Source organism: Vibrio sp. PNB23_22_6, assembly GCF_052877535.1.
The window spans coordinates 66,940-80,754 of the sequence record NZ_JBNFXP010000006.1; the positions used below are offsets into that span (position 1 = coordinate 66,940).

Annotated in this window: 15 protein-coding genes; 7 read left to right on the forward strand and 8 right to left on the reverse strand. The window is 44.9% G+C overall.

Features of this window, described 5'->3' with window-relative positions; all coding sequences use genetic code 11:
- Positions 1-2: 2 nt before the first annotated feature.
- Complete coding sequence (gene malG / locus ACVA54_RS07010) at positions 3-893, forward strand: maltose ABC transporter permease MalG (protein ID WP_099080384.1); 891 nt, start codon at positions 3-5, stop codon at positions 891-893.
- Between the two features lie 432 nt (positions 894-1,325).
- Here malG and ACVA54_RS07015 read toward each other — a convergent pair whose 3' ends face one another.
- From ACVA54_RS07015 to ACVA54_RS07025, 3 genes are all read right to left on the reverse strand, one after another.
- Positions 1,326-1,571, reverse strand: a complete 246-nt coding sequence (locus tag ACVA54_RS07015; RefSeq protein ID WP_099080383.1) for a hypothetical protein — start codon at positions 1,569-1,571, stop codon at positions 1,326-1,328.
- 140 nt (positions 1,572-1,711) lie between these two features.
- Entirely contained in the window at positions 1,712-2,197 is a 486-nt protein-coding gene (locus ACVA54_RS07020; protein WP_099080382.1) for an acyl-CoA thioesterase, read from the reverse strand.
- 159 nt (positions 2,198-2,356) lie between these two features.
- Complete coding sequence (locus ACVA54_RS07025) at positions 2,357-3,262, reverse strand: DMT family transporter (RefSeq protein ID WP_099080381.1); 906 nt, start codon at positions 3,260-3,262, stop codon at positions 2,357-2,359.
- Between the two features lie 98 nt (positions 3,263-3,360).
- On the opposite strand from ACVA54_RS07025, the gene ACVA54_RS07030 reads away from it, so the two are divergent.
- A complete protein-coding gene (locus ACVA54_RS07030) occupies positions 3,361-4,149 on the forward strand; it encodes an AraC family transcriptional regulator (RefSeq protein WP_099080380.1) in 789 nt (262 codons plus the stop codon).
- On the opposite strand, the gene ACVA54_RS07035 is transcribed toward ACVA54_RS07030, so the two are convergent.
- Positions 4,144-5,061, reverse strand: a complete 918-nt coding sequence (locus tag ACVA54_RS07035) for a M14 family metallopeptidase (protein ID WP_099080379.1) — start codon at positions 5,059-5,061, stop codon at positions 4,144-4,146. The genes ACVA54_RS07030 and ACVA54_RS07035 overlap by 6 nt on opposite strands.
- A gap of 191 nt (positions 5,062-5,252) precedes the next feature.
- Here ACVA54_RS07035 and ACVA54_RS07040 point away from each other — a divergent pair, with 191 nt between their 5' ends.
- Positions 5,253-6,158 carry a DUF808 domain-containing protein gene (locus tag ACVA54_RS07040; protein WP_446579382.1) on the forward strand — a complete coding sequence of 302 codons (906 nt, stop codon included), beginning with the start codon at positions 5,253-5,255 and terminating at the stop codon, positions 6,156-6,158.
- 111 nt (positions 6,159-6,269) lie between these two features.
- On the opposite strand, the gene pyrC is transcribed toward ACVA54_RS07040, so the two are convergent.
- Positions 6,270-7,298, reverse strand: coding sequence for a dihydroorotase (gene pyrC / locus ACVA54_RS07045; RefSeq protein ID WP_099080377.1), 1,029 nt, complete (start codon positions 7,296-7,298; stop codon positions 6,270-6,272).
- A gap of 143 nt (positions 7,299-7,441) precedes the next feature.
- Positions 7,442-7,606: a YqaE/Pmp3 family membrane protein gene (locus tag ACVA54_RS07050; protein WP_099080376.1), complete on the reverse strand. Its 165-nt coding sequence runs from the start codon at positions 7,604-7,606 to the stop codon at positions 7,442-7,444.
- 242 nt (positions 7,607-7,848) lie between these two features.
- On the opposite strand from ACVA54_RS07050, the gene ACVA54_RS07055 reads away from it, so the two are divergent.
- Positions 7,849-9,666 (forward strand): MOSC N-terminal beta barrel domain-containing protein, encoded by a 1,818-nt coding sequence (locus ACVA54_RS07055; RefSeq protein ID WP_446649487.1) that lies wholly within the window; start codon positions 7,849-7,851, stop codon positions 9,664-9,666.
- 84 nt (positions 9,667-9,750) lie between these two features.
- On the opposite strand, the gene nadE is transcribed toward ACVA54_RS07055, so the two are convergent.
- A complete protein-coding gene (gene nadE / locus ACVA54_RS07060; RefSeq protein ID WP_119464372.1) occupies positions 9,751-10,581 on the reverse strand; it encodes an ammonia-dependent NAD(+) synthetase in 831 nt (276 codons plus the stop codon).
- A 209-nt stretch (positions 10,582-10,790) separates the two neighbouring features.
- Between nadE and ACVA54_RS07065 the strand changes: the two genes are divergently transcribed.
- Positions 10,791-11,324, forward strand: a complete 534-nt coding sequence (locus ACVA54_RS07065) for a nicotinate-nicotinamide nucleotide adenylyltransferase (RefSeq protein WP_446649488.1) — start codon at positions 10,791-10,793, stop codon at positions 11,322-11,324.
- Between the two features lie 14 nt (positions 11,325-11,338).
- Positions 11,339-11,821 carry a hypothetical protein gene (locus tag ACVA54_RS07070; protein WP_099080372.1) on the forward strand — a complete coding sequence of 161 codons (483 nt, stop codon included), beginning with the start codon at positions 11,339-11,341 and terminating at the stop codon, positions 11,819-11,821.
- A 75-nt stretch (positions 11,822-11,896) separates the two neighbouring features.
- Here the strand turns inward: ACVA54_RS07070 and ACVA54_RS07075 are convergent, their stop codons facing one another.
- The gene (locus tag ACVA54_RS07075) at positions 11,897-12,505 is read right to left on the reverse strand and encodes an AraC family transcriptional regulator (protein WP_099080371.1); all 609 of its coding nucleotides are present in this window, start codon (positions 12,503-12,505) and stop codon (positions 11,897-11,899) included.
- A gap of 197 nt (positions 12,506-12,702) precedes the next feature.
- Between ACVA54_RS07075 and ACVA54_RS07080 the strand changes: the two genes are divergently transcribed.
- Positions 12,703-13,809: a 1-acyl-sn-glycerol-3-phosphate acyltransferase gene (locus ACVA54_RS07080; protein WP_099080369.1), complete on the forward strand. Its 1,107-nt coding sequence runs from the start codon at positions 12,703-12,705 to the stop codon at positions 13,807-13,809.
- Positions 13,810-13,815 lie beyond the last annotated feature (6 nt).

Consider the following 13,815-nt stretch of genomic DNA (forward strand, 5'->3'; position numbering starts at 1 on the left):
CAATGGCAATGGTACAAGGTAAGTCATTAAAATACCGTGTTTGGGCTACACATATCGCAATGTGGGCGTTTCTATCACTGATCATTTTCCCGTTATTGATGATCATCGCGATTTCATTCCGTGAGGGTAACTTTGCAACGGGCAGTTTGATCCCTGATAACCCGACATTAGATCACTGGAAATTAGCACTAGGAATATCCGTGACCAATGCGGATGGTTCGATTACGCCACCACCGTTCCCGGTTATGACATGGCTTTGGAACTCCGTTAAAGTTGGGGGCATTTCGGCTATTTTGATTGTGGCGTTATCAACAACTTCAGCTTATGCGTTTGCACGTATGAAGTTTAAAGGTAAAAACACAATCCTTAAGGCGATGATGATCTTCCAAATGTTCCCAGCGGTACTGGCTCTGGTTGCTCTATACGCACTGTTTGACAAGCTTGGACAATACATCCCATTCTTAGGCTTGAATACGCATGGTGGTTTGATTTTTGCTTACCTAGGCGGTATCGCTCTGCATGTGTGGACGATTAAAGGTTACTTTGAAAGTATTGACTCTTCTTTAGAAGAAGCAGCAGCACTCGATGGTGCGACGCCTTGGCAAGCATTCCGTCTAGTATTGCTTCCACTGTCTGTACCAATTTTAGCAGTAGTGTTTATTCTTTCATTTATCATGGTGATAGGCGAAGTTCCTGTAGCGTCGCTGCTGCTATCTGATGTAAACTCATACACTCTTGCTGTTGGCATGCAACAATACCTCTACCCACAAAACTATTTGTGGGGTGACTTTGCAGCCGCTGCGGTACTTTCAGCAGTGCCAATTACAGCAGTATTCTTGCTTGCACAGCGCTGGTTGGTTGGTGGCCTAACCGCTGGTGGTGTCAAAGGTTAATACTTAATTTGGTCGTTAAGTATGAACTGAAAGAATAAAAAGAAAAGGGCGACCAATGGTCGCCCTTATATAGCTTTGATATTACGCTCTTTGGTTTGGCCGCCGATCAGTAATATCAGGCTTTATTGGCGTTACGCATAGCTGGCTGTTAGCTTAGTTCCTTACGTTTTAATCACTAACAGTTTTTGTAACCATAACCTGAGTCACGACTCAGGTTTTTTATGCGTATCGAAAATGTAGAGATAGCCTAGCGATTTTGTAATGGAGTATACAGAGAGACAGAGATAGGCCATGCGTCTCACTTCACATAAATAATGTAGGGATATTCTGAGGTGAAGGGATAATACCAATATGGATTGTGCCTTGGGAAGGGAGTCTAACCAGTAGGAAGGGTTAAGCAGCGAGTTGCCTTGGGTTTAAATGTAGAACAATCTAAAACTCACGACTGGAAGGTGCGCATCCGACGTATTGAAGCAGTGTATATAAACTCTCTTTCTGAAGCGCAACGCGGCGAAATAGATCCGCGAAAGTAACATCGCCACCAAAGCAAGCTTGAATGTAGTGGTTGATTTCAGCTTCGTTGTAGCCTTCGACATACATGGTTCTGACCCATTGGTATTCAACGGATTTTAAATTGGAGAGTGTCACTTCACTCAATGTGGTGTTCTTCAATCTCAAGATCCAAACTCTATACAACGCCAGAATAGTGATGGAATTTAAGCAAAACAAAGTGAAATATTTATGACAGAGCGCAAGCAAATGAAGCAACGATGACATTGCTTCATGCATGATGGGGAATCAGTTTGCGCTGAAAGGAATCATTTTGGGTATTTAACGTGCGCTTCCATCTCTTCGCCAATTTCTTTGCGCATGTTCATTAAGCGAATCGCTGACTGTTCGAGCGCTTTATCCTCATCGGACTCAGGAATCCATTTAGGTACGTCGATAGGTTTGCCATTTTCATCAACGGCAACCATGATCACGATGCAATGAGTGGTTAAGCGATTTTTCATCTTTTTAGGATCGCAGGCTTGAACATCAATTGCGATGTGCATAGAGCTTCGTCCCGTATAAATAACCTTAGCGCTGACTTCTACCAGGTTACCCACGTGAATCGGAGCGACAAAGCGAATCCCTCCAGCATACGCGGTAATGCAGTATTTGCCACTCCAAGCTGCGCTGCAGGCATAGGCCGCTAAGTCGATCCACTTCATGACTGCACCGCCGTGCACCTTACCACCGAAATTTACGTCCCCGGGTTCCGCTAGAAAACGAAGGGTAATGTCTCTTTGACCACTGCTCATCTGTCATTCCTTTGTGCGTTGCTGTTTCATCAATATTGTCGTTTCAATGTATCAGTAAGCACTTGGTTCTGGAATAGGTGGCGCAACAAAATGTTAACTTTTGTAGACTTCTTGAAATCAAAAAAGCCACGGTAGATTCCGTGGCTTGTTCACTGTTCATTAAGAGGTTGCTGGTGGTAACTCTGGACTGGTGATTGGCGTCTTTCTTCGTACCTTTATCTGCGAAAGAACGACTCCAGAGATAACCAGCATACCGCCGATAATGTGATAGTTGTACACCTGCTCACCCAACAAGGATGACGCAAGGGCAACGGAGACCACGGGCATCAAATTCATGAACATTGCGCTAGAATCCGCACCGATTAAGTCGATCGCTTTCACCCACATTAGTGGTGCAAAAATAGAAGCGGCAATACCCGCATAGGCGATCAATGGAAGCGCGCTTTGGCTTGGTAGCAACTGCTCGCTGCGAAGCCATAAAGGCATCAACATGACCAAAGTGAATGCCCCTTGCATGTACACTAGAGTCAGGCTGTTGAAGGGCATTTTCCAGCGTTTGAGCAACACACAGTAAATCGCGTAGCAGAGCGAGGCTGCTAGCATCAAGCTGTCGCCTTGAGTCATATTTTGGTGAAGGAAATAGCTGATATCACCATGCCCTAGCATAAATGCTAACCCTGCTAATGAAAGGACACCGCCAACCAGACTTAACATGGAAATAGATTTGCCAAGTAGAGGCACGCTCAAGAATACGCTAATCAGCGGTACTAATGAAGAGATCAGTGCCATGTTCGATGCCGTGGTCGTTAGGCCTGCGTAGTAACCGAGAGATTGGTTTAATACCATACCTAACAATGCGAGCACTGCCAGTTTGGTGAGGTAAGGACGAATAATATGACGCTGCCTGATCACCGTGGGTAAACAGAATGGCGTTAGGATCAGCATTGCCAAAAACCAACGATAGAAACTCATTGCACTCGGTTCAATAGTGCTCGATGCCATTTTGTTGATGATGGCATTGCCCCCCCAGATCATAACGGTGAAAAATGGAAGTAAATAAACCATGAGAGCCCTATCGCATAATATTAGATAGCGCTAGTCTGACAGGTCTTTATAATGAAAAGTATCTCTGTAGAGACATTGTAAGCGACAGGAAGACAAATTTGAAAAAGAGTATGAGAAATCTTCATCCTTCATTATTAATCGACGCTGCACCATCAGATGTATTTATGAATTTTGAGGCGTTTTTGTCGAACACTGAAACGCGAGTTCATAGCCATGCATGGGGCCAAGTACAGTTGATCAGTGGCGGCATTTTGGAGATGGATGCCGAAGATACCCGCTTTCTTGCACCTCCACACCTTGCGATTTGGGTACCAGCCGGAATCCGACACACCAGTTACAATCGTAAGCCATTGGAATATTGTTCTTTAAATATTGCGCCAGAACTTACCCAGTATTTCCCAGAGAAAACCAGTCTGATTAAGGTCACTCCTATTGTTTCTGCGATAGTAGAAGATTTTCGCCAACGCGATATCAACGTGGCAAAAACCGATGAGGATAAGCGCTTAGTTCAGGTGTTACTCGATCAGCTAGCTAAACAAGAAGTCGAGCACCATTTCTTGCCGACTACTGACAACAAGTACCTTGAGCCGATTTTAAAAGCAGTAGAAGAAGCACCGACGGATGAGATTAGTTTGGGAGAATGGGCAGAGAAGGTCCACACCACAGAACGAACGTTGGCGCGTCACTGTCAGAGTGAACTGGGGATGAGTTTTACTGAGTGGCGATTAAGAGTGCGCTATTTGCACTCGATGGAGTTGTTACGTAAAGGACAGACAGTAAAAGAAGTGGCACTAACATTGGGTTACAACCAAGCAAGCCCATTTATTACCATGTTCAAAAAATACTCCGGCATTACACCGGAGCAGTATAAAAATCGCTTGTTATAGCTGAGTGAGTACGTAGTCCAGACCACCCACAACCGCTGCGACTTGAGCGTCATTACACTCTTCATCCGTTACTTTCGGGCTGTCTGGGTAAACTTCCGTTGTGGTGCCGTAAGTACAGTTGGTCACGCCACCACACAGACCTAGCTTTAGCATTGGGTAGTTAATCACGCCAAATTGAACCACCGTTGAACCGATGATTTCGCCTTTATCATCGGCTGGGGCGATGTGCGTGACTTTGGCTACCGATTCAATAATGGCTTTTTGAAACTCTGGTTGCGGGTTTTCTGTGTCACCTACTGTGTAGAAACCGTCCGGGATCATACCCTCTACGTACTCAATGCCATCGCGAGCAGCGAGTGCAGGACGAAATTCGGTTTCGTCAGAATCCGTCGTTTCATGAAGGTCAATGTGCATTAACACATCGCCTAACGTTGCAACCAACTTAATTAAGTTTGCCGATTCTTCTGCAGGACTATCAGCATAGAAAGAGCGGTTTGGATCAATCGCATTTGGGTTCCAACGGTTGATGACTTCGTAACCCCAAGGGCTAACACAAGGAGCAACGACAATATTGAAGTGCTCAGCGTAACGCTCGGCTTGAGTATCAACAAACTTCAGTGCGCCATGCACACCGCTCGTTTCGTAGCCATGAACCCCACCTGTTACTAAAACAACCGGTTTGTTTGCATCCCAGTTACGGGTTTTGATGCAAAACAGTGGGAAGCGTGATTCGTCGTAAGAAAGCGCGCCATATTGCTCCACCTCGAAACGATCACGAAGCGCATTAATCTTAGACACCACTTCTTCTTGATAGCTGCGTTTTACGTCACGTTGTTCAAACCATGCTTTGCGTTCCGCTTCACCCCAAGGTTCACCTTGGGTACCGATTGGGTCAGTGTATCCGCTTTTCATCTATACTTTTCTTTTATGTGCTTGAAGGTAAGACAAGACTAGTATTCTCTGAATCTGACGGCAATAGAAAACACAATTTGTCACACCATTGTTTGCAAAATCATTACTTTGTTGAGCTTTCTGTAGTGTTGCATTTTGTTACTTAACCTGAATGTAGGTTACTAATTCAATTCTATAAAAGAGATAAGAAAATGGCTGGAGCGAGTTTACTCACGTTGTTGGATGACATAGCGACTGTATTGGATGATGTCGCCTTAATGTCTAAAGTCGCGGCAAAGAAGACCGCAGGTGTATTGGGTGATGATTTAGCATTAAATGCTCAGCAGGTATCAGGCGTTGCCGCTGAGCGAGAAATTCCGGTGGTTTGGGCGGTGGCTAAAGGATCATTTAGAAATAAACTTATCCTCGTCCCTGCAGCGTTACTAATTAGCGCTTTTATACCTTGGTTAATCATGCCTTTACTCTTGCTGGGGGGCTTATTTCTCTGTTTTGAAGGGGCAGAGAAAATTCTAGAAAAGCTTTTCCCACATGCACATAAACATGAAGAAAAACAAGACGAAGTCGATTCTGACGAGTCGGTCGAAGAATATGAGAAGAGAAAGGTCGCGGGAGCGGTTCGTACCGATTTCATTCTTTCAGCTGAGATTATTGTTATCGCACTTGGCACTGTGACGGGCGCCAGCATGCTGACTCAAATTTTAGTCGTAAGCTTAATTGCATTGCTGATGACAATCGGTGTGTATGGGCTGGTGGCTGGCATCGTGAAACTCGATGATCTGGGCTTCTATCTTGAGCGAACATCGAAAGGTAAAGGAGTCAAAGCCAAGATTGGCAGCGTGCTGGTTAGTTTTGCACCAAAACTGATGAGGTTTTTGGGGATAGTCGGTACCGCCGCAATGTTCTTAGTCGGTGGTGGTATTGTGGTACACAATGTGCCTGCTGTTCACCATCTGATAGAACCCATCATTATGGATTTTCGAGGTCACACCATTGCGACAGCGATTGTACCGACGCTACTAAACGGTCTTGTCGGTGTTGTTGCAGGCCTTGCTGTTGTTGCGGTTTGGACAGTCGTAGAAAAAGTACGCGGTGAGTAATCTGAGTTCTGGTTATTTAGAGGCAGTGAGTATGAAAAGGCCCAAAGAAGAGGGTCATGCCCTTCCCAACTAGGTGTGGCAGATGACCCTTTTTTCATTTTGGAGGCGTGATTATTTCACTTCCCACTCAATCTTGTCGTTGGCACGAATAGGAACAACGATGTCGTTACCAAATGGCATCGTTTCTGGTACATCCCAAGAGGTTTTTTCAAGAGTGACGGTATCAGTGTTACGTGCGATGCCGTAGAAATCAGGGCCGTTAAAGCTTGCGAAGGCTTCTAGGTTCTCTAGCTTACCTTCTTTGTCGAACACTTCAGCATATAGCTCTAGTGCTGCGTGTGCAGTGTATGAGCCCGCACAGCCACAAGCTGACTCTTTTGCCCCTTTCGCATGTGGCGCAGAGTCCGTTCCCAGGAAGAATTTCTTGCTGCCGCTAGTTGCAGCTGCAATAAGCGCTTGTTGGTGGGTATTGCGCTTAAGAATTGGCAGGCAGTAGAAGTGAGGCTTAATACCGCCTACAAGCATGTGGTTACGGTTGAATAGTAGGTGGTGAGCGGTAATGGTTGCCGCAACGTTATCAGATGCGTTGGTGACGAAGTTTGCGGCATCTGCCGTTGTGATGTGCTCAAGAACGATCTTTAGGTTAGGGAAGTCATTAACGATTGGAGCAAGAACGGTATCAAGGAATTCCTTCTCACGGTCGAAGATATCTACGTGATTGTGGGTGACTTCACCGTGCACCAATAGAAGCATACCGACTTCTTCCATCGTTTCTAGAACGTGGTAAATGTTCTTCGCGTCAGTGACACCTGAATCTGAGTTGGTGGTTGCACCTGCAGGGTAAAGCTTTGCGGCGACGATTTTGCCCGTTGCTTTGGCTTTGCGTATTTCGTCAGGTGAGGTGTTGTCAGTCAGATAAAGTGCCATAAGTGGTTCGAATTGGTCACCGTGTGGTTCAGTAAGAATTCGATCACGGTAGGCGAGCGCCATTTCGGTATTGGTAACAGGTGGGACGGTATTTGGCATGATCAGCGCACGGCCGTTATAACGGCTAATATCGCGAACGGTGTCTTTTAGAACTTCACCATCGCGTAAGTGAACGTGCCAGTCGTCAGGACGAGTAATAGTCAGTGTTGTCATTAATGGCTCCCACCAGTGAAAATATGTGATTGGAGCCTAAACGCTGCATTTACCTCAAGAGCAAACGCTTGCGCTTAGGCGACAGGATGATAGAGGAAATGCACATCCATTTCATCCCATTTTTCACTTTTCTTTCTGCGGGGTTATTTCATCGTTAACCAACGTGCGTGAATTGTACCCGGTAGGAAGAAGAAAAACGTCAAAACGAGGTTGATGATAAAGTCCTTACTTAAGCCCTTCTCCATAAAAACTGCAACGGGTGGAAGAAAGATACACAGCAATATCAGAATGAGTTTATTTGTATCCATGGTTTAAACTCAGGATAAGTGACAATGGTGGCGTCAAAAAAAACTGACGAGATTGCATAAGCAATGACACAATTTGGCAATCCCTGTTTAGTTAGAAGCCTGCAAAATCATGGAACATTGTTCATCACAGGTGGTTTTTCTAAAACCTAGCTGATTGGTGTGGCTCTTTTATCGGCACTTGGGTCAAAGAGCCGATGGAGATAGAATAGTTTAATCATTAACGAATCGGTAGGAATAGGGTCGTGTCTCAGTCTGTGTTGTCTCAAATAAATGTATTTCCAGTAAAATCCGTTGGTGGCGTCTTGCTTTCGTCTGCGTGGGTAGAAAAGCAAGGGTTGAGTTTTGACCGTCGTTTTATGATTGCGAAAGCTGACGGGGCGATGGTCACTGCAAGGAAGCACCCACAAATGGTGACCATTAAGTCTGCCTTGTTGCCAGATGGTGTGGTATTCACCAGCCTTGAGGCGAAACCGCTAAAAATTCGTTATCAAGATTTCAAAATGCAGGAAACCCCAGCCACGGTTTGGAAGGATACGTTTACGGCTTTTACCACAACGGATGAAGCCGATGACTGGTTTAGCAAGGTATTGGGACTGCGTGTCGAGTTGTTGTTTACCGGAGAGCAATCGAATCGAGTACGAGAAAAGCTGGGTCATAATGTCAGCTTTGCAGATGGTTACCCAGTATTGGTGATCAGTGAAGCGTCACTAGAGGAGCTGAATCGCAGAAGCTCAGAACAGCACTCGATGGAACAGTTCCGCACCAATCTTGTCGTTGCCGGCACAAAGCCATTTGAAGAAGATTCATGGAAACGCATTCGAATTGGTGAAGTGGAATTTGAAACAGTTAAGCCTTGTGAGCGCTGCATCCTAACGACCGTAAACACACAACGCGGTACATTTCGTGAGAGTAAAGAGCCACTAAGAACATTGCAAGAATTTCGTGCCAATGAGCGTGGGGGTGTCTTCTTCGGACAAAATCTGGTTGCACGCAATGAGGGCATTATCCGTCAAGGCGACAAAGTCGAAGTATTGGAATACAAAGAACCGGAGTACTATCCAGACAACTCACCGAAACGAATGTCGCTTACTTGTGTTGAACGTGAAGCTATCGCCCGCGACTTCGTGACTTTTTGGCTAGAACCAAGCAAAGGCTTACTGCCCCCATATCTACCAGGCCAACATCTTCCAATTGATGTGGAAATAGACGGCAAGAAAGTGGGGCGTCGTTACACGCTTTCTTCTAGCCCATCAAGGCAGGGTCGATATGCCATTTCCGTCAAGCGAATTGCAGGAGGCCGAGTCTCCAATGCATTATTGGACAACTTGCAAGTTGGGGATGTCCTAGAAACAGGAACACCCGATGGCCAATTTCACTTGAAAGAACATCAAGCCCAACCATTATTATTGCTTTCTGCTGGGAGCGGTGTGACGCCAATGCTTTCGATGTTGCGTTATTTAGCCGATCAAAATCAGTTAGATGATGTTGTGTTCTATCATCAATGTCGAAGCGAGATGGATATTCCTTGCAAAGCGGAATTGGAGGCGCTTAAACGTCAGCATCCAGGATTAGATTTGAAAATCAGTTTGACCCAACCAACGATTGATTGGTTTGGTCTAAAAGGTCGCTTAAGCCTTTCTCATATCAAACTCATCAAAGACGTTGAACAGAGGCAAGTGTTTGTATGTGGCCCGGATGGCTTTATGCAAAAGGCGAAGAATCTGCTGTTGAAGAAAGGGTTACCAGAAGACAACTACCATCAGGAAGCCTTCGGTATTGCGGCAATGGCAGCGAGACCGGAAAAGAGGGTAGGGATTGAATTTAATGGTTTTAAACTGTTGGGCAACAATCAACAAACGTTACTGGAACAGATTGAAAATGCAGGCAAGCGTGTTTCAAATAGCTGCCGAGTGGGTTTATGCGGTGCTTGTAAGGTGCAGTTGGAGTCAGGTAAAGTTGATCAACCTGACGTTCCTGCACTCACCGATGAAGAGCGTGCAATGGGGACGGTTCTAGCTTGTTGCGCGATTCCAGAAACGGACGTCATAGTGACAGGCTAGCGCCTATTAACTAATAAAACGCCGCATAGGGTATGCGGCGTTTTTACCTGAGCGGTACGAAGCGGTTATTCGTAGTAGCACTATTTAGTCATAGATCGTAGGAATCGGTTGACGTTTGTGCTGGGTTGCCTTGTAGATAGAAACCAAACGATCGCTGACTTCTTGTGATACTGGTTTCCCCTCAAGAAAATCATCAATCTGCTCGTAAGTCAGGCTTAGAGCATCTTCATCTGCTTTTTGCGGAGCAAGTTCTTCTAGGTCCGCTGTTGGGACTTTTTTCACCAGTAATTCAGGTGCACCTAGCGTTGCTGCAACTTCACGAACTTGACGTTTGTTTAGACCAAATAGAGGAGCCATATCACAGGCACCGTCACCAAATTTGGTGTAAAAGCCAGTAATGTTCTCTGCGGAGTGATCGGTACCAATGACCAAACCGCCAACATAACCAGCGATTTCATATTGCGCGATCATGCGAGCACGTGCTTTAACGTTACCTTTTACAAAATCTATTTTTGCTGCATCTGTAGGCAAAAGCCCCGTTCCCTCAAGTGCAACATGAGACGCCGCGTGGAGACCATCAACGCCTTCTTTGATGTTAACGGATACAGAGTGTGTTGGTTGGATGAAAGAGAGCGCCAGTTGCGCTTCATCTTCATCCTTCTGCTCACCGTAAGGCAGTCGAACAGCAATAAACTGATAGTGTTGGTGGCCTGATTCTTCATTCAACTGGTCAACAGCAATTTGTGCTAGGCGGCCACACGTTGTTGAGTCAACACCACCACTGATGCCAAGCACAAGTGACTTACAACCGGCTTCTTGAAGCTTACGCTTAATAAAAGCGACACGGCGCTCAATTTCGAAATGCGGGTCAATTGATGGCAATACACGCATTTCATCGCGGATGGACTGTTCCATTTAAGGTTCCTTTTCCTGCAAATATGTCAGACACCAAAATCCATTTTAATAGATTTTACAACGGCAGGCGTTTATCGTTCACAAATGGCGCAAAACCATTCAATTGATGTTCATAAACGTCGCTTTGGTGTCAAAAGCTTTAAAGATTTGTAGTATCATACCGAATTCATCGAATTAGAAAACACCCTTCAACCAGGTAATCACCGGATATGAAAAAAATCGCCGTTTTTGGCAGCGCATTTAACCCGCCTAGCTTAGGACACAAGAGCGTAATCGAGTCACTGAGCCACTTTGATCTCGTGTTGCTAGAGCCCAGTATTGCACACGCTTGGGGCAAAAATATGTTGGATTACCCAATACGGTGCAAACTGGTCGATGCTTTTATTGAGGACATGGGGCTTTCTAATGTTCAACGATCAGATTTAGAGCAAACTTTGTACCAGCCTGGGCAACGTGTGACGACATTTTCGTTATTAGCAAAAATTCAAGAAACTCATGAGCAAGCCGATATAACTTTTGTTATCGGTCCTGATAATTTCTTCAATTTTGCTAAATTTTATAAAGCAGAAGAGATTATGGGGCGTTGGTCTGTTATGGCGTGTCCAGAAAAGATAAAAATCAGAAGTACGGACATTCGTAATGCATTGTTACAGGGCAAAGATATCAGTGCATATACGACCCCAACAGTCAGTGAATTATTGCTAAGCGAAGGCTTATATAAAGAAACATTATCTGGTAACTAAGAGGTCAGATTCTCATGGTCAGAATGGTGGTATTTAGTGCATGCGCGCTGCTTGTGGCCACACAGGCGAGTTCTGCTTGTAACTATTTGTCTGATCGGTCGGTTGTTTTTGTGAATAACACCATGCCTGTTTGCGAAGACGTTTTTGATAGCGTTGGTGTGCTCAGTGTCGATACGCTCAGTTGGTATGAAGAGATAAAAGTGACGGATGAGCTAACTGATAACTATTGGGATGAGTGGGCGATTAAATCGCTAGATACGCCATTACTCACGAAAAACCATAAAAACAATTACTTTGGTTTAGGTGTCTGGATGCCAGAAGAGTTGCAAGGCGATGAAAATAAAATGACCACAGAGGAATGGCTACGCAGCCATGGCTTGATGTTTAGTGTTGGTTTTGGTGATAAAAATGATGGCGAACCACGGATGCGTTTTGATTATCGCTGGCACGAGTATTACGACGCGGACTGGATGATGCAAATCGAAGTGCCGTTCTAACCCACGTTAACTGATTGAAGGGCTTACATTATGTACGCCCTTTTTGTAATTCTGTTCGACAATGAACGGTAAAACCTAGAGTACTTCTCCAAACACCAAGTAGCATAACTGCTCATATTCTTCTTCATTGCCCGCAAATAATTGCTCGACAATATCTGCTTGCTTTAAGCCAGATAGTTTCATTTTTCTAGCTTCACGAAGTGTTAACACTAGGCACAACTCTCTTGAAATGCGCTCCTCACTCCCTGGCTTCCACTGATTAATGGAAGTGGTTAGAGGGGAGGTGTTCAAGCTAGGTTTTAGGGTAAGCGCCTCATGTTTAACAACGGTCAATAAATCAAGTTGATATGTACTACGTTCTTTCGTAGTGGAGAGTTTTTCCGCGAGGGCTTTCAATAATACCGAAGGCGTTACAAAACCCGCTTGGTGTGCGAATGAGTCTTTCAAGCGGACAGAGAAATCACAGCGATTGACACGAGTGTTAGGTAAAAAAGTGAGGGAGCTCAAACATCCCTGTGGAATCCAAAAATATTGACCCGGTTCGATGGCATACTCCTGCCTACCCAATTTTATGATCGCCAAACCTTCTACAACAGATAGCAAACTGTGTTTGAGCGCATTTTTACGTGCTGTTACATGCAGAAAAGGGAAGTGAGCGTCGTGAAATTCAATTGCGTAGTTCATTATGAATACCAGAGTTTTTGGGCCGCTAAGAGTACCGCTAAAGCATTTGAATGCCAACCGGGTAACAGATTTTTTTGACAAGTTAAATTGTAATACGACTGGTATGACCATGTTAAAAGTATGGGTTGAACTGCTGCGGCGTGGCAAAACAATGCGTAGAATGTGCCAGCTTTTTTTGAAATGAAATGAAATAAATAATGACAACCAATACCGATCCCTATATTGAAATTCGTCCATACAATGACGAAGAGATTCCAGCGGCGCTAGACCGTCTGATCCAAGACGATGAATTCATCAGTGCAATTTTAAAGCACCGCTTTGCGAATAAAGCTGGTTGGTTTAAAGCATTGATGAGCCCAGTTATCCGCATCTACTTAAAAGCGAAGTGGAGTAAACTGAAGTCGGTGGAGGCCATTCAGTTAGAAGTAAAGAAATATCTTCGAGATACCTTAGATGCGACAACGGATGGCGTGACCTTTTCTGGCTTAGATAAGTTAGACAAAAATACGTCTTACCTCTTTATTTCTAACCACCGTGATATTGCGATGGACCCAGCGCTTGTTAACTATGGTTTACACCAAAATGATCACCGAACGGTACGTATTGCTATTGGTGATAACTTACTTAAGAAGCCATGTGCGACTGAACTGATGAAACTGAATAAAAGTTTCATCGTCAAACGTTCGGCAAGAGCGCCACGAGAGATGATGAAGGCCCTAGGGCAACTCTCTAGCTACATCAAACACTCTCTGGATACAGGGAACTCAATTTGGATTGCTCAAAAAGAAGGCCGCGCGAAAGATGGGAACGACTTTACCGATCCAGCGATTCTCAAAATGTTTCATGTGGAAGGCCGAAAACATAAAATTAGCTTTGGTGAGTATACGCGTTCTTTGAAAATTGTTCCTGTTTCTATCTCGTACCAAAACGATCCTTGTGATATCGCCAAGGCTAAAGAGTTGTATGAGAAAGCAGAGAATGGTCGCTATGAAAAAGGCGAATTTGAAGACATTGAGAGCATCATCCAAGGAATCATAGGCTACAAAGGTAAAGTGCACGTTTCTTTTGGGGATGTCATTGACCAAGAGTTTGAAACGCCAGATGCATTGGCGGCAGAAATCGATCGTCAAATCCATCACAACTACCGTGTGTTCCCAATCAATCTGCTAGCCGCAGGGCGTGAAGATGAGAGCATTACCGACTCTGTGAGAGCTCAACTGGCTGAGAAGTTAGAGAAATTACCGACTGGCGCGCAAACCTATTTGGTTGCGAGCTATGCGAATCCGGTAAACAATCAGGAATAGTCAACG

Excerpts from the sequence above, each read along its gene's own strand:
- ACVA54_RS07025 (WP_099080381.1), bottom strand. The coding sequence starts at position 3,262 with ATGGTTTATTTACTTCCATTTTTCACCGTTATGATCTGGGGGGGCAAT.
- ACVA54_RS07070 (WP_099080372.1), top strand. The coding sequence starts at position 11,339 with ATGGTCAGAATGGTGGTATTTAGTGCATGCGCGCTGCTTGTGGCCACA.
- ACVA54_RS07050 (WP_099080376.1), bottom strand. The coding sequence starts at position 7,606 with ATGGATACAAATAAACTCATTCTGATATTGCTGTGTATCTTTCTTCCA.
- nadE (WP_119464372.1), bottom strand. The coding sequence starts at position 10,581 with ATGGAACAGTCCATCCGCGATGAAATGCGTGTATTGCCATCAATTGAC.
- ACVA54_RS07080 (WP_099080369.1), top strand. The coding sequence starts at position 12,703 with ATGACAACCAATACCGATCCCTATATTGAAATTCGTCCATACAATGAC.
- ACVA54_RS07035 (WP_099080379.1), bottom strand. The coding sequence starts at position 5,061 with ATGAAAAGCGGATACACTGACCCAATCGGTACCCAAGGTGAACCTTGG.
- ACVA54_RS07040 (WP_446579382.1), top strand. The coding sequence starts at position 5,253 with ATGGCTGGAGCGAGTTTACTCACGTTGTTGGATGACATAGCGACTGTA.
- ACVA54_RS07065 (WP_446649488.1), top strand. The coding sequence starts at position 10,791 with ATGAAAAAAATCGCCGTTTTTGGCAGCGCATTTAACCCGCCTAGCTTA.
- pyrC (WP_099080377.1), bottom strand. The coding sequence starts at position 7,298 with ATGACAACACTGACTATTACTCGTCCTGACGACTGGCACGTTCACTTA.
- malG (WP_099080384.1), top strand. The coding sequence starts at position 3 with ATGGCAATGGTACAAGGTAAGTCATTAAAATACCGTGTTTGGGCTACA.
- ACVA54_RS07020 (WP_099080382.1), bottom strand. The coding sequence starts at position 2,197 with ATGAGCAGTGGTCAAAGAGACATTACCCTTCGTTTTCTAGCGGAACCC.
- ACVA54_RS07075 (WP_099080371.1), bottom strand. The coding sequence starts at position 12,505 with ATGAACTACGCAATTGAATTTCACGACGCTCACTTCCCTTTTCTGCAT.